The organism is Candidatus Melainabacteria bacterium, assembly GCA_003963305.1.
Classification (GTDB): Bacteria; Cyanobacteriota; Vampirovibrionia; order Obscuribacterales; family Obscuribacteraceae; genus PALSA-1081.
In genome coordinates, this window is record RXJR01000010.1 from 212,925 (window position 1) to 233,871 (window position 20,947).

18 protein-coding genes are annotated in these 20,947 nt (G+C 53.3%); 13 read left to right on the forward strand and 5 right to left on the reverse strand.

Annotated features, from left to right (window positions below; all coding sequences use genetic code 11):
• Window positions 1–35: 35 nt before the first annotated feature.
• Window positions 36–509 (forward strand): peptide-methionine (S)-S-oxide reductase, encoded by a 474-nt coding sequence (gene msrA / locus EKK48_13370; protein ID RTL41902.1) that lies wholly within the window; start codon window positions 36–38, stop codon window positions 507–509.
• On the opposite strand, the gene EKK48_13375 is transcribed toward msrA, so the two are convergent.
• From EKK48_13375 to EKK48_13385, 3 genes are all read right to left on the reverse strand, one after another.
• Entirely contained in the window at window positions 506–1,960 is a 1,455-nt protein-coding gene (locus tag EKK48_13375) for a PLP-dependent aminotransferase family protein (protein RTL41903.1), read from the reverse strand. The two genes, msrA and EKK48_13375, sit on opposite strands and share 4 nt — an antisense overlap.
• 96 nt (window positions 1,961–2,056) lie before the next feature.
• Entirely contained in the window at window positions 2,057–3,595 is a 1,539-nt protein-coding gene (gene glsA, locus EKK48_13380; GenBank protein RTL41904.1) for a glutaminase A, read from the reverse strand.
• Window positions 3,596–3,651: 56 nt separating this feature from the next.
• Window positions 3,652–4,935, reverse strand: coding sequence for an FAD-dependent oxidoreductase (locus EKK48_13385; GenBank protein RTL41905.1), 1,284 nt, complete (start codon window positions 4,933–4,935; stop codon window positions 3,652–3,654).
• Window positions 4,936–5,469: 534 nt separating this feature from the next.
• On the opposite strand from EKK48_13385, the gene EKK48_13390 reads away from it, so the two are divergent.
• The 7 genes from EKK48_13390 to cysD all read left to right on the forward strand — a co-directional run bounded on the left by EKK48_13390 (window position 5,470) and on the right by cysD (window position 13,820).
• A complete protein-coding gene (locus EKK48_13390) occupies window positions 5,470–6,147 on the forward strand; it encodes a hypothetical protein (protein ID RTL41906.1) in 678 nt (225 codons plus the stop codon).
• Window positions 6,148–6,385: 238 nt separating this feature from the next.
• Window positions 6,386–6,772: an ArsR family transcriptional regulator gene (locus EKK48_13395; protein RTL41907.1), complete on the forward strand. Its 387-nt coding sequence runs from the start codon at window positions 6,386–6,388 to the stop codon at window positions 6,770–6,772.
• Between the two features lie 290 nt (window positions 6,773–7,062).
• Entirely contained in the window at window positions 7,063–8,019 is a 957-nt protein-coding gene (locus tag EKK48_13400; GenBank protein RTL41908.1) for a hypothetical protein, read from the forward strand.
• Complete coding sequence (locus EKK48_13405) at window positions 8,000–9,610, forward strand: hypothetical protein (protein RTL41909.1); 1,611 nt, start codon at window positions 8,000–8,002, stop codon at window positions 9,608–9,610. The genes EKK48_13400 and EKK48_13405 overlap by 20 nt, the downstream gene beginning before the upstream one ends.
• Window positions 9,607–12,114: a DUF2309 domain-containing protein gene (locus EKK48_13410; protein ID RTL41910.1), complete on the forward strand. Its 2,508-nt coding sequence runs from the start codon at window positions 9,607–9,609 to the stop codon at window positions 12,112–12,114. Before EKK48_13405 ends, EKK48_13410 begins: the two co-directional genes overlap by 4 nt.
• Complete coding sequence (locus EKK48_13415; GenBank protein ID RTL41911.1) at window positions 12,041–12,961, forward strand: hypothetical protein; 921 nt, start codon at window positions 12,041–12,043, stop codon at window positions 12,959–12,961. Before EKK48_13410 ends, EKK48_13415 begins: the two co-directional genes overlap by 74 nt.
• Before the next feature lie 55 nt (window positions 12,962–13,016).
• Window positions 13,017–13,820, forward strand: coding sequence for a sulfate adenylyltransferase subunit CysD (cysD, locus tag EKK48_13420; GenBank protein RTL41912.1), 804 nt, complete (start codon window positions 13,017–13,019; stop codon window positions 13,818–13,820).
• A 4-nt stretch (window positions 13,821–13,824) separates the two neighbouring features.
• Here the strand turns inward: cysD and EKK48_13425 are convergent, their stop codons facing one another.
• Both EKK48_13425 and EKK48_13430 read right to left on the reverse strand, forming a co-directional pair.
• On the reverse strand, window positions 13,825–14,403 hold the full coding sequence (locus EKK48_13425) for a hypothetical protein (protein ID RTL41913.1): 579 nt from the start codon (window positions 14,401–14,403) through the stop codon (window positions 13,825–13,827).
• Window positions 14,404–14,491: 88 nt separating this feature from the next.
• Entirely contained in the window at window positions 14,492–15,577 is a 1,086-nt protein-coding gene (locus tag EKK48_13430; GenBank protein ID RTL41914.1) for a hypothetical protein, read from the reverse strand.
• A gap of 235 nt (window positions 15,578–15,812) precedes the next feature.
• Between EKK48_13430 and EKK48_13435 the strand changes: the two genes are divergently transcribed.
• The 5 genes from EKK48_13435 (at window position 15,813) to EKK48_13455 (ending at window position 20,757) form a co-directional block, all read left to right on the forward strand.
• Entirely contained in the window at window positions 15,813–16,169 is a 357-nt protein-coding gene (locus EKK48_13435; GenBank protein ID RTL41915.1) for a cupin domain-containing protein, read from the forward strand.
• A 343-nt stretch (window positions 16,170–16,512) separates the two neighbouring features.
• The gene (locus EKK48_13440; GenBank protein RTL41923.1) at window positions 16,513–17,937 is read left to right on the forward strand and encodes an NAD-dependent malic enzyme; all 1,425 of its coding nucleotides are present in this window, start codon (window positions 16,513–16,515) and stop codon (window positions 17,935–17,937) included.
• A gap of 75 nt (window positions 17,938–18,012) precedes the next feature.
• Window positions 18,013–18,735 (forward strand): hypothetical protein, encoded by a 723-nt coding sequence (locus EKK48_13445; GenBank protein ID RTL41916.1) that lies wholly within the window; start codon window positions 18,013–18,015, stop codon window positions 18,733–18,735.
• 237 nt (window positions 18,736–18,972) lie between these two features.
• Window positions 18,973–19,821 carry a hypothetical protein gene (locus tag EKK48_13450; protein ID RTL41917.1) on the forward strand — a complete coding sequence of 283 codons (849 nt, stop codon included), beginning with the start codon at window positions 18,973–18,975 and terminating at the stop codon, window positions 19,819–19,821.
• Window positions 19,822–20,067: 246 nt separating this feature from the next.
• Window positions 20,068–20,757: a hypothetical protein gene (locus EKK48_13455; protein ID RTL41918.1), complete on the forward strand. Its 690-nt coding sequence runs from the start codon at window positions 20,068–20,070 to the stop codon at window positions 20,755–20,757.
• The last annotated feature ends 190 nt before the right edge of the window (window positions 20,758–20,947 follow it).

The window sequence follows — 20,947 nt, forward strand, 5'->3', positions numbered from 1 at the left end:
CCACAATTACAGACAAAGGCAATTGGAGAAAAAGCATGCAGAAAGCTATTTTTGGTGCAGGTTGTTTTTGGGGAGTAGAAGCGGCATTTCGTCAGATTCCCGGCGTCAAGGCAACATCTGTCGGCTACTCTGGCGGCACAACCGAAAATCCGAACTACAAAGACGTGTGCACCGGACGCACCGGACATGCTGAAGTTTGCCAGGTCGAATTCGACCCGGCCCAGGTCTCGTATGAACAGCTTTTGAATGCATTCTGGAACATGCATGACCCCACTACCGTAAACAGACAGGGTCCAGACATCGGCACTCAGTACAGATCTGCCATCTTCTACTTAACGCCTGAGCAGAAAGAGATCGCGACAAAATCAAAAGAAACAGCCAATCAAAGCGGAAAATTCAAACATCCCATCGCCACTGAAATCACCGCCGCCAGTGCCTACTGGCCGGCTGAAGAGTATCATCAACGCTATCTGGAGAAGACAGGTCAAGCCACTTGCCACCTGGCTTAAACAGTTTGAGGCAAAAGAGCTGTTGCAAAAGCTTTTGTGATAGGAAGAATCTGCGTCTCGTCGATATGAGCGAAAGGAATCAAAAACTGCCTGGGCAGTGGGTTGACGATGTAATACTCGCGTGTCGATACAAGCGGCAGATTTGATTGACGCGCGGCGTCCAGGATTTCTTCCTCGCTATTATCGAGATTGAGTTCGATGAGCAGGTTCATGCCGCTGCTCTCTTTCGCCATTGAAACGCGGCTGCCGAACTGCTTCGTCAAAGCGATAATCATCTCCTGACGACGATGAGCGTAAAGTCGATGACTCTTGCGTAAATGCCTCTCCATGTAACCTTCAAGCAAGAAATCAGCAATCACTTTCTGCTCGAGCACGGGCACCTCACGCTCGAGCAAACTCTTCAACTCGCGCACTACAGGCATCCAACGCTCGGGGAAGATGGCGAAGGCAACGCGCGAAACAGGGAACAAAGCGCGCCAGAAAGAAGAGAGGTAGACAACACAGTCGTTGTCGTCGACACCTTGAATGGCTGGAAGCGGGCGCATTTTATACCAGTATTCACTGTCGAATCCATCTTCCACAATGAAACCGCCAGTGCGTTTGGACCACTCTACGAGCGCCTTACGCCGTTCCATAGATAACACCGCCCCTGTCGGATCTTGATGAGCGGGTGTGACATAGATCAACTTCGGCTCTTGAGCAATGTCATAAAGCTTCTCAACGACAACACCCTCAGCGTCAACATCGGCAGGTGCTATCGAAGCTCCGGCTGCCGAAAAGGCGCGACGAGCCACCTGAAATCCAGGATTTTCCAGAATCACAGTGTCACCGGGGTCGACCATCATGCGTGTAACAAAATCGAGCGCCGACGAAGGTCCTGCAAAAATCACCACATTTTCCGGATGACAGCGCAAAGAGCGAAATCGATTCAAATAAGCAGCAATCGCTTCACGCAGCGGCATGTAACCAAGGCGATCTCCGACTACTTCAAACTCAATCGGGTTAAAGCCGTCTCGCAAGTGTTTGAGCAGTATTTTCCGCCACTGATCGACCGGCAGCTCTTCAAATGGCGAGGCTCCGTAATTGAGCTCGGCAGAAAGGTTGGGTGCAGGTTGCTCAACCACGCGACGAGCGAAACGCGACACTGCATCTGGTGGCAGCGCAGCAACCGGGCGCGGTTCCGACTGAAATTGAGCCTGATGATCTTCGCTGCGAATGACACGCAGCGTCTGATTGTTCGATTCGAGGTAACCGTGACCGACCAAAAGCTCGGTCGCCTTGAGCACAGTGTGGCGAGACACACCAAGCTTACGAGAGAGGTCTCTGGTCGACGGAAAAGTCTCCCCTGCTTTCAGCTGACCATCGGAAATAGCGCGGCGCAGTGCTTCGTACAACTGCACATAAATAGGCTTTTCGGAGGAGGAGTCAAGAACGATTGGAATGTCGACCATGATGCTTGCACTTATAACGATGTAAGAGTCCACATGATGATAAGCCAAATGCCAACCGGAAAAGGCGACCTTGGAAACCGAATTTTCTAAAGTCTCCTAGATTTTCTTTGTCAGACCGGACTGGCGCTTGCCGCCGTGCTCTGAAAGCATGGAAACAGCCCCCTGATGCGCCTGCGTTTCAGCGTCATCGAGAGGTGTCTTGCCCCAGCGGTCGACCGGATTGATATTCACTCCCAGCGCAAGAAGATAACGCAGAGCTTTCAACTTCCCTTCACTGGCGGCGATGTGAAGCGCCGTCCGCCGGTCGTAGTCATGAGACTCAGGGTCTACACCGAGGGCGACGAGGCGGCGCATTTCAGCCACATCGTCTCCGTATGCAGCCCAGCACAGCGCCGTTATACCGCCAAATCGAGAGGCGTACAAATTCTTCCGCGGGTCGACACGATCATCGGTAAGCCCGACCATACTGTCGAAGGTGTGAAACTTGAAACGGGAAACAAGCCGACGACAAAACTCGACGCCGCGAACACTGTTGCCGAGTTCATCCAGGCGTGGCGACCAGACGGCAAAGCCGGCCACATTTGGCACCACCAACAGTATCGCGCCAGAAACACCGCTTTTGGCTGGAATTCCTACCTGAAAGGCAAATTGCCCGGAAAAATCGTACATTCCACAGGAAGACATCAGTGAAAGACAGTGTTTGACATGGTCTGCGCGAATCACCTGCACGCCGGTGAGCGGGCAGTTGCCGCCATTTGCCAGTGTTGCGGCAATGACGGAGAGCGCTCTTGTGCTCGCTTCAATCGAGCAACACTGGAAATAAAAATCCAGACAATCGAGCAAGTTTGACTCCGGAGGGAATGCCTTTTTCTCACGCATAAAGTAACCGAGCGCGAAGTTGCGATCTGCAGTTTGACGCTCGGAGAGGTAAACGGCATTGTCAAAACCGATTTTCATTCCCCCGGCAAACTCTCGCCATTTGCCGATCACGTAATCGAATCGATCGGCAGACTCGCTTCCGGCTTTGATTAAAGCACCACACATGATGGCACCGGCATTGATCATGGGATTATGAGGCAAGCCTTTGGCGTTAAGCGTCAGCTCGTTGAACGTTTTGCCGCTAGGCTCAGCGCCGACATATCGATGCACCTCTTCTTCGCCATGCTCTTCAAGAGCCAGGCAATAAGTAATCGGCTTGGAGCATGACTGCACGCAGAACGACTCATCGGCATCGCCGAAAGAGGCTCTCTGTCCGTCGATCGAGCAGACTGCAACGGCATACTTTTCTGGGTCGACTCGTTGCAGTTGTGGAATGTAATCGGCCAGCTTGCCACCCTTTTCCTGACTGACTTTATCGAATATGTCCTCCAGATCGCGGCAGAAGTCGTTAAACTGCGGAATCGCCAACTGTCCTGACAAGACCTGCTCGAACAGAGCCGGCGAAAGCTCTTGCAGAGCCTGAAAGTCATCTTCAGAAAGATCCTCCGGACCGGCGAGCAGGCGCTTCAAAAGAGGTCGGTAACGAGCGTCGTCATCCTGGATACCGCTGTCGCGAAAAACTTCGAGAAGCGCTGCTCGCGGCACCTTAGTGCCTTTCTTGAATGCCTCGAACAACACTGAACGACCTTCTGCCATAGACCCCTCTTTCAAACCAGTACAGGTTTTATGCCCACCAGAAAGTATATATGCACTCAGGACTGAAGAATCTCCTGAGCCGCCCTGATACCAGATGCAATGGCTCCGTGGACATATCCGGAATTGCCTTCAAAGTCGGTCGCCTCTCCAGCAAAGTAAAGCGTTTTCTCAACTGGCGAAGCGAGCTGCCTGGGTGCGTCCGCACCACCAGCGAGGCTGTAAGAGTAAGCGCCCCGAGAGAAAGGATCGGCGGACCAATCATGATAGTGGACGGCGATCACCTGCTCTTTCACGTCATCTAACGACATGCCGAAGATAGCCGCCAGCCGATGCAGAGCAATTTCAGACAGTTCGGCCTGCGAAGCAGATTTAATGACATCGGGACCCGAATTCCAGCCAACGATAATCGGCGCCCGAATCGGATATGGAGTCCACCAGGTGCGAAACGGTCCCTCGTCGTCATCGATGAAGTTGAGCTGCTTGAGACTCTTACCGTCAATCGAGACAGACTCCCAGAATAAACTCCGGCAAACGACGACAAGCCGCTGCGTGTGCCCCATAGCCAGTTTTGCCAGGCAACCGTGCTTTTCGTTTAGAGGCGGAGAGAACTTGACTGCGTCATTTTGAAGTACCGCCAGAGGCAAGGTGATAAGCACCTGCTCACACTCAATGAGAGCGCCCTCTGAAAGCCTGCAAAGCACTTTTCCAGGCGACCATGTAATCTCACTAACCACAGCATTCAACTGTAGCTCCAGCAGTTCCTGATCGCACTCATTGAGCAGAGCCTGAGCGAGCAAGCGATAGGGCTGAGTCAGGCGAAACTGTCTATTGCCCTGAATCTTAGCAGCAGCCTGCGCGCTTCCGACCAGAGCGTGAACGCCGATTTTTTCACCGTCTGCGGCATTGAATCCCTCCACGTAAGCAGTTGCAATGCGCCTGGCTTGACTGGAGAATTGCGTGTTTTTCAGCCATCGAGCAAAGCACTGATCTGCAGCTGCTTCAGGACCAGGCATTGCCTCGAGCACGTTCTCGAGCATCTGATTGAATCTCTCTGTATCGATCAAAGCGCGGCTTGAGTCTAGATATAGCTGTTCGTCGGGTACTTCCACGGGCAATATCTGGTGCCGATCCAGAAGCTGCATGACCGCCGGTGGCATACCATGCACAAATTCCGCTCCTAGCTCGATAGGCAGAGCCACATTGGCGTCATGATGCGAGAGAATTCTCCCACCCACGCGATCTCTTGCCTCGAGAAGAAGCACTTTTCTACCAGCGCCAGTCAATTCTCTAGCAGCAGCCAGGCCTGCGACACCTGCGCCAATGACAAGAACAAAGCTCATCTAACCCTCGCCAATTACGTACTTATTGTGTCACCTCGCGCTAAGTCAGGCCGCCGCCGGGCAGGCGATCAATCAAAATACTGACAGGTTGAGGCAGCCACCCGCATTCAAAGAGAACGGACCAGCGCTGCCAAGCGGAATCGTTAACAAAAGTTTTCTAAATAAGTTAAGAGCTCTTTTGATATCACTTTGGTATCACTTTTTCTTTTTTATACCGGTCAACCAACTCCCCCGCAACCTTCAGCTGCTTTCATCGCCAATTTTGCTGCACCTCCGGTGTTGCACAGTGGCATGTCGGCAGGTTTTTCGCACCTCCAAACCAGAGGAGAGCTTATGAACCTCCGCCTCGTTTTCGAACAGGCTCAACGCAACAACGGAACCGTGTCGCTCTCGGCGGCGCGTGCTCGCAAGACCTAGAACACAACTGCCAGCTGGAAAGATGCAGAGCTTAGCTCTTCGCTTCTTCAGCCCCGACAGGTGTTTTACGAAGGACTTCGGTTCGTTTTCAAACTCTTGAGAAAGAAGTAAATCACCATGCAAGACCAAACCTCCAACCAGGCAGTTCAACTGCAAGACAACAACTCGGCCGGCGCCGTCGACGACACGCCGCGGGTCGAATTCATCAACGGCAAGCACGTGTTCGTCTGGAACTCCGGCATGACCGGCTCGCAGAGCAAGGTCGCAGTGCTGGAGCAGTTCGCCAGACAAAACCCGGGCGCTCGCGTCACCGTCATCTTCACCAGCACCGGTGGTGGCGTCGACGACTGCCGCGAATCCTACAACCGCATGCTCCTTTTGCGGTCGCTCCTCAACATGCACTTCACCTTCATCATCCTGGAGGCGAAGAGCTGTGCTCTGTGGTTCGTCCAATGCGCCGACGTGCGTGTCGCTCTGCCGCACACGGCGATGATGTACCACTGCGTTCGCTGGAGCCTCTCCGGTGCCAAGAGCCAACGTGAGTTGGACGAGGCGAAGCAGGACATGGACCGCAATCAGCGCGAGTTCACCACCATCCTCTGCTCCCGTTCCGCTGACCCGGAGAAGGTGCTGCAGGAGACGCTGACTCTGATCGATGATGGTCGCGACCACATCATCTCGCCGCAGAAGGCGCTCGAGAACGGCTGGATCGACACCATCTACCAGCCGACGTTCGCCAAGTTCGAAGGCAACCTCGACTTGAGCGGCATCACCCTTCCCTCGACGCAGAATTGAGGAACTGATGCTGATCGTCCAAGCAGAGACGCTCCGAAATAGCGTGCACCTCAGACGTGCCCTGAAATCGGAGCGCCTCCAACCCAGAGCACCGGATGGCTAAGAAACCTGGAGGAACGTGCGCAAGCACACCTTCAGGTTTTTTTGCCCTTGCTTGCTATACTGGATAGTATTAAACACGGATCATTGAATATCTAAACATGCTAAAGTTTGCACAAATGAAAGAATGGAGTCGACTATGCCCTACAGAGCAGTCGTAAGTGCAGAACTAGCAAAACTTTTCGGCGTACTATCTCATCCGATTCGCATCCGAATTATCGAAGAGCTAAAGCGGGAAGACCTTGCCGTCAGCACACTCCGAGACATGTTAGGTATTACGCACTCAGCAGTCTCACAGCAACTGGCAGTGCTGCGCAGCCACCACCTTGTCATCGAGATGAGACAGGGAAGAAATGTTTTCTATCACCTGCGCAAGCCGGAGTTGGCTAACTGGATCATGGACGGCGTCGGTTTCATTTCGCCTGACGCTTCTGAAATTGAACAGATGATGTCAGCAATTCAAAACGCAAAATCTGTCTGGGGCGATGAGAAACCGGCACCGAAACGCAAGAAGCGCGGAGCCTGAAACCTCTTATAGTGATCATGAGTAAACCGAGACTTCTGCCGCAGGAAGCTCCATTTTGGAAGTTCCACCTGATGAGATGTTTTTTGTGCTCAGACATATGCAGATATCTGAATATTAAGACAAGCAAAAACTCGCAAAGAATGTGTTGTATCGCAAAAGCCGCAACTACGGGCAGTTTGTAGGAATTTGAAGAAGTCAAACGGCAATTGACAGACCATTCCGATCAGTTATACTTGCATATATCGAGAGTTCCAAATATTCAAATACTTGCAAATATTTCGAGGTGAACCATGTCTGCATCTTTCAACGCCGAAGAAATTCTCTCCGCCACGACACACAGCGTTCTGGAATCAGGCTCCATCAACGGCCAGGCTGGGCGGATTGCCTGCGAACTCGAAGATGTAAACCGTGGAGATTGGTTTATCGCCTTACCTACAGACTTCTACGATCCGCATAATCACTTAAGAATCGCCCTGGAAAGGGGTGCGCGCGGACTGATCGTCGAGCAAAACCGAGCCATCATGGGCACGGGCAACTGCCCGATTATCTCAGTACCTGATACCAGAGCCGCACTTCTCGAGTTGGTGCGGGACTGGCTACATCTAGTCCGCCCGGCCGTCGTGGGCGTTACGGGCACAAGCGGACGTCGTGCCACCATGCTACTGCTCAACCAGCTCGTCAGAGAACGCTACAAGACACATTTAGCTTTCATGCGAGATCTTAACTGGGCTGGATGCGCCAGAGAAGTGCTTACCATGCCTGTTGACACTCAACTGCTGATATTCGAGGCAGGCAGCGTCGAGCGCGGCGATATTGCTCGTATCGGCAAAATCCTGCAACCAGACCTGGCGGTGTTGACTTCGATACGGCATCCGATTCCCTCACCGGAACGAGACTTTCTTAAAGCGAACATGTACTGCGAGTTACTCGAAACATTACGCAGCGAGCCAAAACAAAGACTGGCAGCCGTAATTTTCGATCAGAGCCAGGCGGTTCAAAGACGTACAGACGAGGTGCTGACGGGATTTGCCAGCAAGAGATTCTCCCGTGGTGAAGCCAGTATCGCCCACCGGATACCCGAACACTCTATAGCAACACTAAATGATGCGCTGAGCGAGCTGGGCATCACGGCGTCACGCGCAGACTTCTGGTGTGCCGTTGAAGCGGCACGAGCACTGGGAATCAGCACAGCCGAACTGGAAACTCTGTTCGAACTCGAAACCATAAATGACGTGCCGGCTCGATGAGCAATCCTTGAAGCGAGACACACAAGACCCTGAGGAGATCATGAAAACAGAATATTTCCTGGCAGCAGAACTGGCAGCTCTAGTATTGCCACTACTGGCGATGGCTGCCGCTCAACTCGCCACAGAAAAATGGAAAGTACCATGCCTGGTATTTGGACAGATGGCCGCTCTGTTCAATGCCGCTAGCGCGGTACTGGTCGGTCTATCGGGAATGGACGCAGACGCGCACCGGCTCGGGTCTGGCACCTTCTCTCTGAGGCTCGACTTCGCATCAGCGTGCCTGATCACAGGCATGACTTTCATCACTACAGTCGTCCTGTCGTTCAGCGAGAGATACCTGGGGGGTGAAAAATATCGCCTCACCTTCCTTTACCTCGTCACCTTTCTCTCCTCATGCGCGGCCTGGCTCACCTGCACCGACAGCATGGCGGTAGCCTGTGTGTTCTGGTGCTTGCTCTCTGTCGGGCTGTACACCGCAGTACGACTGCACGCCCCTGAACGTGCATCAGCTCAGGTCGTTCTCAGACATCACCTGCTCAGCGACGTATGCATGATCGCTTCAGCCATGCTTCTGTACGGTGCGGTAGGGACGTCACAGTTCAGTCAGTTATCTTCTGTGACTGCCGGTCTGAACAGTCACGTGGAGGCTGGCGGAGTTGCACTGCCAGTGACCTACGGAACGTGTGCCTGTTCGTTGCTCGTGCTGGCATTCAGTATCAAGTCGGCGCTGTTTCCTTTTCACCGCTGGCTGCTAGCCACGCTCGATGCACCTACTCCCTTGTCAGGGTTGCTCCACGCAGGGGTGGTGAACGTGTCGGCAATCATGGCCTGGCGGCTCATGCCTGTTCTCCAGACTGAGCCGGCGGTGCTCACCGCCTGGGGAACCATCGCAGCACTGTCAGCGATCGCAGGTACTCTCAGCATGTCAGCACAGCCTGATGTGAAGCGCAAACTGGTCTACTCGACCGTCGGACAGATGGGTTTCATGGCGCTACAATGCGCTTCAGGAGCGCTCGGTGCGGCACTGTTCCACATGGTGGCACACGGACTCTTCAAATGTCACATGTTCTTGCAATCGGGCAATGCAGTAGCCGAAGGCGTCAACAAAAGGAAGTTCGGCTGGAGCACCAGTGAGCTTCCGGGCGCGAAGGACGGAACAGTCCGAAAGCTGGTTGTGGTGACAGTCGCTGTGGCTGCCTGCATAGCAATCTACGAACTGAACATGAACCATTGTGCCACCTGGGTCTCGACAGTGATCGCCGCCAGTGCACTGCTGACAGCGGTGCCGTCCATGCACCGCATAACACCGACTTCGCTTGTCACGTTCTGGGTGACGGTTATGGCAGTGGTGACGGGTGCCGCGCTCTTGTGCACCGGTTTCGAACAGAGGCTCAGCCACACTCCCGGATACGGCCAAAGTTGGCTGCTGCCAACGTTCCTGCTTGTGTTCGCCAGTCTGGCAACGATCTTGCAACTGGCGAAGAACAGCGAATGGAGCAAAGCACTATACGTACACAGCTTGAACGGCTTTTACATCGATGACATCGCATCACGCTCAAAGACTCTGACATCAATCAGGAGGACCACATGAACAGCACCACAGCCCTTGCGGCTACTACTCTCCATGATGCGATCATGCAGGCAAGCGACTGCCTAAACTCACTCTATCCGATCAGCAATTTCATAGCCTGTAATGCCCTGAAAGGATGGGAAGAAATCCCCTTCCCTGAGGCCATGCGGAAGTCAGCGACTCTGTTTGGTAGCAAGGGTTTCCTCGAACTGGCCGAATACCGGGCTATGTATGAATCGGGACGGATAGCGCCTGCCGATCTGGAGGAAGCTTTCCAGAAGAACAAAGCGCTCTCTGAAATCAGACCCAATAACACACCAGTCACATTGACGATGGCAGAACTTTTCGACAGGAACAGCTCCTCTCAACTGGTCGAAGTCATCAACAAACAAATGATGAAGTGGTGCGCTGCTTATCTGGACGGTACCCAGGCTCAGTGGAAAGTCAAAAACAAACAGGAAGAAAGTCTCTACAGTTTCTGGAAAGCGCTGGCACCACACGATCATTCAATGAGTTGCCACGGCATCAAGAACTGGTCACGTTCGGTCAAAGCGCTGGCGGAGAACTCGCAAGATGCTCTTGCTGAACTGTTAGACGAGCTCGATGTACAGGCAGAGAATATCACGCCTTACCTGCGTCGGCACTTCGCCCAGATGCCGGGCTACGCCAGCCACCTGAAGTGGCGCCAGACAGACAATGGCGAAGCCAACATACTGACGGACTATCTTGCGATCAGATTGCATTACGAAAAAATGCTGGCTGAAAAAAATGCTTCTCGCCGCTACAAAAGCACGGATCTAGCCCAGGTGCGCCTAATCCTCGAAACGGCGACAAGACAGACCCAGAGTATCGGCTCAGATGACCAGCCCGACTACAGTGCAGTCTGGCAAGAAGCCTACGAACTCAATTACCGCAACAGACTTCTCGCATCGCTAAACGCAGAAGCAAAGCCGACAGTAGATAATGCTTGCTGCCAGCTTGTTTTCTGCATCGATGTCAGATCTGAGCCGATACGTCGTCGCCTCGAGGAAATCGGTCCATACTCCACTTATGGCTTCGCTGGCTTCTTCGGAATGGCGATGCGCCTGACTGAGCTGGGCAGCGCCCTCTCGGTGGACCTGTGCCCGGTGCTGCTCAAGCCCAACAAAGCAGTAGACGAAACGAGCAACGATAGAAACGCCACTAAAAAAATCAACTGGCAAGCCCTGAAAGTCTCTGCGCTGCAACTGAAGAAACAGCTCAAGTGCAACCTCGCCGGTGCGTTCGGACTGGTGGAGCTGGCCGGGCTGTGCTCAGCCTTGCCTCTGATGGCGAGAACTTTCATGCCGGTGCGAGCCAACAAGCTTCAGCAATTCATCGAAAGTAAGATTGCAGGACATGTCGAAAGCAGCCTCGACCTCTCATCTTTCTCGCTTTCAGACAAAATCGCACTGGCTGAAGGCGCGATTCGCGGTATCGGCTTGAGCCATATGAGTAAAGTCGTGGTTTTGTGCGGGCACCGCAGCACATCCGCCAACAATCCCTTCGCCTCTGCACTAGATTGTGGCGCCTGTGGCGGCAACGGAGGAAGCTTCAGCGCCAGGCTGGCAGCCAAAATCCTCAATGACAGAGAAGTGCGGGCGGGTTTGCTCAGCAAGCGCATTCACATTCCTTCGTCCACCGTATTCATAGCAGCCGAACACGATACAACCACAGATCAATTCACGTTCTACGATGTCGTAACACTGTCGGACGATCAAGAAAACATACTTTCGAGGCTGAAAGAAGACCTGGTGATAGCGGGTGACTCACTGCGCAAGGCGCGTGCGAAATCACTGCCTGCAAGCAGCATGAAACCTTTCAACGACCCTCTTAATCGAGCCTGCGATTGGGCCCAGATTGCTCCAGAATGGGGACTGGCCGGCAACGCTGCTTTCATAGCCGCACCGCGCAACCTGTCACAGGAAAGCGATCTGGATGGTCGGGTCTTCTTGCATTCGTATGACTACAAACAAGATGAGCAGGGCAAGGTGCTGGAGCTGATCATGACCGCACCACTTGTAGTGGCGCAGTGGATCAATATGCAGTATTACCTGTCAACTGTAGACAACGATAAATTCGGCAGCGGCAGCAAGGTCGTCCACAACGTAGTCGGCGATTTCGGAGTCATGCAAGGTGGACAAGGCGACCTGAGAATGGGGCTGCCGCTGCAATCATTGATGACTGCAGAAGCACGCGTCCATGAACCGATGCGTTTGTTGGCAGTGATCAGAGCGCCGCTGACTGCGATAGACGAAGTTCTGGACAAGCATCCCGAGGTGCGGAAACTCGTCGTCAATCGGTGGATCAGGCTGGTTGGGCTCGACCCGGAAAGCGCAACCTTCTACGAAGCAGAAGACAGCGGCAAGTGGAACAAAATCCACTACACATCTCAAACCGAAGGTTTGACTGACACCGGTAATGGAGCGGGCAATGTCGGTTTCACAATCGATCAAACAGCAATGCCGTTACGCAGGCAAGAGTATTGCCCTCGCAACGAAGCATAAAAAGGCGGACGCCCTGGCACTCCCGCTTTCAGCGGGACTCGGGGCTGCCGTCAAAACAATCGAAATCGATACGGACATTTTCGGCACCTTCTTAGGTGAAATCGAAAGAAAGAAAACACCACTTCTGACTGCACGAGAGAAAGCACGCCTCGGTATGCGCAAAGCCAAAATGCCCTGCGGACTGGCCAGCGAAGGCAGCTTCGGTTCGCATATCAGCGTGCCTTTCGTGATCGCCAACGAGGAAGTGGTCGTGTTTGTAGATGATGAGCTGGGCATTGAAATCAGCGAAAGTATTGTCACTACTAAAACCAACTTCGCCCAGATGACGGTGGGGTCAATCCATGAGGCTGAATCATTCCTTCTCCAGACACAGTTTCCATCGCACGCCTTGATAGCACGACCGAATCAGTACAACGCAAATCCGATTGAAAAACTCCTGGGGAGATTCTTCAAAAAAAGCGCTTTCAAACACATACAAAAGGGACTGCAGACCAGAGAAGCGCTCATGGCCGCTGTTCGCGCCAGCGCGCGCAATTCAGCAGACGGTCTGGTTCGTCTGGAAACGGACATGCGCGCACATATGAATCCAACACGCATGCGCGTAATCAGGCAGCTAGGCGTAAAACTGGCCAGGCGGCTCCGCTCGACCTGCCCGGAATGTGCCTGCCCCGGCTTCGGTGCGACCGGAGTGGCCGGTGCGCTGCCTTGCCAGGAATGCGGACAGCCAACTGAATCGCATGCATATGAGGTTTCTACCTGCCAAAAATGTCATTACACAAAATCGGAAAAACGCAGAGATGGAGTGATTGAAGAGCAGTCTATGCATTGCCTGTTCTGCAATCCCTGATCTTCGAAAAACGAGTAAGAGCAGGCAAAATAAACGATTAAGGAGCATCAAGAAGGTGAATCGACATCTCAAAGAGTTAGAAGACGAAAGCGTTTACATCATTCGCGAAGCATACGCAAAAACGAAAGATCTGGCGCTTCTCTGGTCGATGGGGAAAGATTCCACCGTACTCTTGCACCTGGTGAAAAAAGCATTCATGGGACACTGTCCCATTCCCCTGGTGCACATAGATGAGAGCTACGAACCGGAAGAGATGATCACCTGGCGCGATGATTACGTTAAACGACATGGACTTCGGCTCATCGTTGGTCAAAACAAGCAAGCTCTGAGCGAAGGCATGGGTCCGCAAATGGGCAGACTGGTGTGCTGCAATGCACTGAAAACGGTGGCACTGCAACAGACGATCAGAGAACACAACATCCAGGCGCTCATGGTCGGCATCAGGAGGGACGAAGAAGGCTCACGCGGAAAGGAACGGGTTGTTTCACCGAGATCGACAGCAGGCAGCTGGAACTACAAAGACCAGCCGGCGGAGATCTGGAACTACTACAACCTGCATGTGCCCAAAGATGTGCATGTAAGAATCCACCCACTTTTGCAGTGGACGGAATTATCGATATGGGAATACATAGCCAGTCAATCGATCGAAGTAATTCCGCTCTACTTCGCCCGCGAGGGGATGCGCTATCGCAGCCTGGGATGTGCACCTTGCACGGGTGCGTTCCCATCTACAGCAGCCACAGTGGAGGAAATCATCGAGGAGCTCAAGCAAACGAGCCAGTCTGAAAGGTCCGGGCGAGCACACGACAAGGAAGAATCATACGCCCTGCAAAAGCTCCGGCGCGACGGATTCATGTAACCTGCTACTTAGCAGATGGTGTCGCAGACGGTGCCTTCCGGCATTCATCGAAAGCCTGCTTCATTGCCACCTCTTCTGGAACTTCGTTCATACCGTGATTGGTAATACGATCGAAAGCCACACCAGCCTGATCGGCCATTGTTTCCATCTTCTCCCTGTAGGCAGCATCAAGTGTGCGCATTGCCTCTGTTCTGGCGTCTTCCAGAGCCGATTTTTCATCAGCCGCCGTCGATCTGATATGCCTTCCCATCAAATCTCTGCCGCACTGCAAAGCGATCTCGCCGGCTGATTTATAGATTTCTTCGCACATTTTTATGTGCGCTGCTTCATGGGCGCGCAACTTCTCTTTGACACCAAAAGGCAACCAGGTGCGCAACGGCAAAGCAGTGTGTATCGACACCGCTTTCACATTGTAAACCCAGACATGAGGCGCATTCTCGCTGGGCACCGATTCGAGCTGAAATTCCGGACGGCAAATGAACGACCAAAATGTGTATGCCCTCCCGCATGCCTTCCCCTGCGGCCAGTAAATGCCATCGAGATATTTGATTTCGGTTTTTGGAGGTTCAACCGAAACTGTCACTTCGCCACTCTTAGGAGCACTCAAGGAAGATAAGTCGCGCAGACGCGAACAGCCTGGTAGAACCAGTGCAAGCAGCAAGCATAGCCAGTTAAGCCGCTGCAATTAACCCTTCGAATTGCAAATAACGCAGGAGGTCGGCGGCCCAAACCTTCTCATCGGCGTTGCCGTAGCTGATCAATCGGCGCAATTTGTTCTCCGCAAGCGGAAGAATTTTCTCGTCAACATAGCGCTGCCGAACAAGATAGTAGCTGTGATCCACACTGCGACGGTCGCTAGAAACACCTTCCAGGCACAACTTCAAGGCCCGCATGTAGACCACAGTCCGCAGGGGCGCGAAGTTAGCAGCTTCAAGGAAATCCTCGCCGCTGTTACCGAGCATGCGCTCACCGAGAACAGCCCATTGCTCGCCATTATTTCTGGCAGCGTAGGCATTTGGCTTCCAGTCTGATTCGAGATCAACGGCATTTTTGAAGCGCTCTGTGATTTCAGTGTCCCAGTATTCATATCGCAGTTGATGTGACCATTCGTGCAGAATGTCTCGGCGCAGATGTCCGGAACGCTCAGTCATGTACGTCGTCAGTTCCGCATCGATCATCGACATGGCAGCGCGGAAGTCAGTGCTGAAGCCGGTTTGATTGACCCAGGCATCTTCGGGATTACGACGATCAGAGATATACACTTTCTTGAAGTAGGAACTGTCAGGCATGGCGTCGAGAAGCGCGGGCAGCTCGGCTGCAGTCAAGCGTTTGCTATATTCACCGGATCCGGCATCGAGCAAGGCAGCATACCGTTCAGGAATGACAACCTCGCAGCTATGACCCTGCACACTATAACGACGCACATCAGTTGGAATTTTGTCGACACCGCGCGCGTAGAAATCTTCAAAGTCTTCAAATGGTCCTTCGACAGCGCTTCGCTCGTACCAATTCTCGACATCAGAAACATAGCTGACCAGCCGGTCGGGCTGAGCAGAAAGCGATCCAACGGGAATAGAAAGGGCCTTCGCAGTGGCCTGCTTGGACGCAACTGGATTGACACTGAGCAGATGAGCGCTTTCAATCCGCACCACCCTCAGGTTGAGGTAATGAGGCAACGCGTCGGCAATCTGGGCTGCTGCCGGTTGCTTGGGCGAATTGTCTCGAGAGTTCTGGTGCATTTTTGCGAAATCAGTCACTGGTAGGAATCGAGCGCCGTGCGAGTCGTGTCACTAACATTCCCGAGAGTAGGGCATGGATCCCCGAAAGGCAATGTGGAATTACGAAATGAGCGCTTGTCTGGCGCAAAATTAATATTCTAAAGAAATTATGAAGATCACCGGTGAATCGCTGCGCCTGCCACAAAAATCGCCCCTAACAGCAAACTTGGATGGTACGATTTAGCTGCCGCATAAACCAAAATTGAGGAAAACCGTGCACGACGAGAACAGAACCGACCGCCCCTGGGGAGCCTTTTTCATCCTCGACGACCAGGCGCACACGAAAGTTAAACGGTTACTCGTCAATCCCGGGCACCGCCTCAGTCTCCAGAGTCACAAGCACCGCGACGAGCATTGGGTGGTGGTAAAGGGCGTTGCCACAGTCACCCTCGATGAAGAGACTAAAGACTTTACTTACGGCGACCACATCTATGTGCCAAGAGGCGTAAAACATCGCATCTCTTGTCAGGGCAAAGAACCCGTCGAGATCATCGAAGTGCAGACTGGTGACGCTTTTCCAGAAGAAGACATCGTGCGCTACTCTGACGACTACAATCGCGCCGACCAATAGCTGTAAGACATACGAATCTAAACCAAAACGAAATCGTGCGCGAACTCGCGTTGCCAAGATTTCGCGCAACGTCGCACAGCTGTCAATAGCGACCGGGCATTGTCAAGCTAGCAGGGGCGTAGCTTTAAGCTTGTTTTTTGATACTCCGAAGCTTTAAGTTCAAACACAATCTTATTTCAACTTCTATCTTGAATTTTCTAACTAAGTAACAGTCCTCGCTTACCTTTTCCGACTCGCACTGCACCACCGATGGTGACCGGTGCGGGTTACTCTCGCTCGATACCGCATCTGGTACCGAGCCATCTGTAACGCTTCCCAAGGAGCTACTCATATGCCAAGTACCATCAAAGGCACTCCCAGCGCCAGCTACAGCCTCACCATACGGCTGAAGATTCGGCGCGGCGGAGTTGGCCTGCACACAGTTCTCGAGACGATTGCGACAGCCGGCGGAGACACCGACGGCATCGACAAACCCGGCTCAGACAACGAATTCGTCACTCGCGACATCACCGTTCTGCTGCGCAACAGCGAGCATGGTGAGGAGGTCGTGCGCTTGCTCACAGCGCTTCCCGATGTGGAAGTGCAGCATGTCTCGGACCGCACCTTCCTCATGCACCTGGGCGGAAAAATCGACATCGTGCCGCGCCGGGAGGTCAAGACCCGTGATGACCTCTCAATGATCTACACTCCCGGCGTAGCGCGTGTCTGCAAGGCGATAGCCGCGGACCCGAGCAAGGCTTCATCGTTGACGATGAAGGGCAACATGGTGGCCGTCATCAGCGATGGTTCCCGTGTTCTCAGCCTGGGCGACATCGGACCACTGGCCGGACTTCCTGTCATGGAAGGCAAGGCAGTGCTCTTCAAGCGCTTCGGCGGCGTCAATGCCTTCCCGCTCGTCATCGACGCTCACGACCCGGAAGAGATCATCAAGGTGATCAAGGCAGTGGCACCGGGCTTCAGCGCCATCAACCTGGAAGACATCGCCTCGCCCGGCTGCTACATCATCGAGGATCGTCTGCGCGACGAGCTCGATATCCCCGTCTTCCACGACGATCAGCACGCCACCGCCATCGTCGTTCTGGCTGCCACCATCAACGCCGCCAAGCTGACCAGGAAGCAACTGCGCAACCTCAAGGTGGTCGTTTCAGGCGTAGGTGCTGCGGGAATGGCTTGCTGCAAGCTTTTGCTCGCAGCCGGCGTGCGCAACCTGATCGGCTACAACATCGGCGGCGCCATTCACAAGGGTCGGACAGGACTGACTGCCCAGGAGCAGTGGCTGGCCGAGCACTCCAACCCGAAGCAGTTCACGGGTTCGATGCAGGAAGCGCTGAAGGGCGCTGACATGTTCCTCGGGCTCTCGGTGGCGGGCGTGATTAAGGCTGAAGACCTCGCGGTGATGCGGCGGGACCCAATAGTCTTCGCGCTGGCCAACCCCGACCCGGAAGTTTCACCGCTGGAAGCGAAGCCCTACGTGCGCGTCATGGCCACAGGCGGTTCGGATTACCCGAACCAGATCAACAACGCGCTTGTTTTCCCTGGTATCTTCGCCGGTGCCATCGAAGCGCGCGTTCCCAACATCACCGACGAGATGAAGATGGAGGCAGCAAGAGCACTTGCCGCCGTCATCACTGCCGACGAGCGGGAAGAAGACTACATCATCCCCAGCGTCTTCGACCCTCGTGCTCACAAAGCCGTGGCCGAAGCGGTGATCCGAGTCGCTCAACGAACCGGGCAGGCTCGGCGCATCCGCACCAGCACGAAGAGCTAGTTTTTCTTGGTGCAGCAGGGAGATAACAAATCTCCCTGCTGCCTGACTCGACAATCAGCACAGGCTGAAACACTCATGAAACAGACACAAGCGACGCTTCTCGATCGGGCTCTGCAAGCCCAGATCACCTCAGTGCAAGCGGCCAAACAAAGGCTGACCGACGCCCTTCAACTCGCTGAAGATACGCACTACGGCGAGATGCGAGCATCCGAGCAAAAGCGCCACGCGCAGATGGTGGCAGCCGAGCTCGTCTACGACGAGACCGTCAAGCCCATCAACAAAGCCTGGGAGCGGGCCTTCGCAGCGGCGCTCAAGGCGAGCTTCCGCAGCACTGCCGCTCTCGACCAGGCCAATCGCGCCGCACTCAACGACAAGACATCCTTCGAGGAAGCCCTGCCGTTCATCCGCAGCGAGATTCCCGCAGACATGCCCGGGCTGCAGGAAAAGCTCACTTCGATGCAGCAAGAACTCGGCGCCCGACACAAAGCCACAAGCGCAGCAGTGTCGGCTGCCCATAGGGAATCTTCGAACAAGGGTGAGAACAAGACTCTGGCTGCGGCGAAGAAGAAGAAGGAGCAAGGCATCGCCGCCGCCAAGCGCAAGCTCGAACGAGCCAAACGCACGATCAATGAGCGGTTCGCGAAGCGCAAAGCCAAGATCGATGCCAGGCTCGACCAGGCGAAAGCCGCCGCCCAGTCTCAGTTCGACCAGAGCAGCGAAGCACGAAAACAGGCTTGGGCTGCCTATCTCGAAACGACTCGCCATGCCGAAGAATCGCTTCTCTCTGCGCTGAACTAACAGCCGCAAGCGCGACCAAGCCGTTGTGCATATCAGTTTCGAAGAGAGCGGGATCAAGACGATGTCTCGATTCCGCTCTTTTCACTTTTTTCAATTTTCTCGGTCTTTTTGACCTTTAAAGCATCAATTTGAATCAGTCTTCGCCCGATTTTTGTCCTTTAAGACATCAATTAAGAATTTCAGGTCCGCTGCCAGCTGTACCTGTAAGATGAACCAAGAACCAAAGTAGAGGGGTTTATGACGAAGCATTCACTACTGGCACCCCTGGTCACACTTTTCGCCTTCTCACATGCAGCCCTGGCGCAAGTCGAACCCAGGATGGTAGGAGAATGGCATTCAGGCGAGTCGAATCAATCTCTATCGGTTCAGCCAAATGGACGGTATCAGTCAAAAGTCAACGGAACCGTTGTCGACAGCGGCAAAATCACCGGCACCAACGGCAACTGGAAACTGCAGTCTGACTCTGGCAGAACCGACCAGGGCACTTTTTCGTTTATCAGCGGCAAGATGTATCTACACGGCGGCTTATCCGGCTCCTGGAGCCATTCTGCCTCCCCACAGACACAAGCAGCAATGCCAGCTTCGGAACCACCAAATTTACCGCATAACTCACAAACGTATAGTTCAACCTTTGGACACGGACAGAATAATGAGCTGCCAGGTTACGCGGCAAAGCCAAGGGATGAAGCAAGTATTCCCGCTACACCGGATGCGGCTTTACCGCCGCAAAAAGCCAAGAAAGGGCTGTTCTCCGGGGCTGGTAATTTCGCAAAAACGGCGGCCTCGCAGTGGCTCAATCCTCCCGAAAATAGAGGAACAGCTTCAAACTCCGCGACCAATTTCAACCATGCACCGCGTGGCGACTACGTCTCACCCTATTGGAAAAATGTTAATCCCAGCGGTCATGTCAATGCCTCAGATATCAATAAAGTTGGATCTGGAATGCCCGCCAATCAAACTACAGAGCACTGGGAACAGGTGCAATGGCAAAACAGGCCTGCTTCGCCAGGGTGGCAGACAGTGCCTCGCGGTGGATACATACCTGTAATGAAGGACGGCAAGGCAAGGAAGTACTGGGGACATTGATACCGCATGTGGCATCAACCAACACTGCAAAAATAGAGACAGGGTCCCGAATCAGAAAAGTACAAATTTCAACACCTTCAGGTTACAGATGTGCCATATATTCGACATAGCTCAGCAGCAGGAGCAACTTTTAATCGACATTAGAGTGGCATTCTTGAAGCTTGCATAAACTTTCTGAGCGGTGAGAACCATCCCCTGGACAATGGCGAAAGGCTCTCAACACATCAACTTAACTCGGAGGCGTCTATGAATTCGACGCGACCACTCAGAACGAACCTAACAGTCGCAGCGGCTTTGGCTTTATTGGTTTCAGTCGTTCAACCCGCTCATGCCTATGTTTTAAGAGGCGCAATTTGCAAAAAAGGTGGCAGCCCTTCGATTTCGCTTGAGAATCAAGACAATAAGTTCATCATAGAATTGGCTACTGGTGCAGGAGGAAAGAGTCAGGTCGGACTTTTGATTAAAGGTCTGGACACCAATCCTATCGTCGTCAAAGATCTCGATAAAACACAGATTACTGCTGTTTTTGAAATTAAAGATAAAAGAGTTTTGCAGTATTCGAGAACACTTCAATTCAAAGTGTCAGTGAAAAATGCAGACGGCAAAATAATCGTTCCAACAATTCCATGTGACACCGATACAAGCCGACCCGGCAAAATACCTATGGTGCGAGTAAACGGAAACACCTATTCCGCCACATTGCCCAGCAAAGTAATTGTCGATCTGGGCAAAGAAGTTGCGAGGCTCAAAATCTCGGAAAACTCGCCCGTTGTAGGTTGCACAATCTATCTGGATGGCGATAATTTCGGCTTTGACGAAAAGAATAAATCGGTGTTGGTAGATTCAATTTCAGTTGGCGGCAACAAATTAGGCGTGCAAGACCTGGGCAGCTTCCTCGGCTGTGAAGCTTTTCCGAGCAGCGTTTTCACACCTTAACGTAAGCTCGCTGAATAGGTTGAACAGTTATCAAACGCAAATTAACTGCGTATGGTTATCAACTTATTTCAGCGTGCTCTGGGATAATTTCCCACCCTGACCTTCCCCCCATTTAGTAGACAGTGGTCTAAAGCCGACCCGCTTTAGGCCACTTTCTTACCTTTTTGGCCTTTTTCCCACGGTGTGAGGT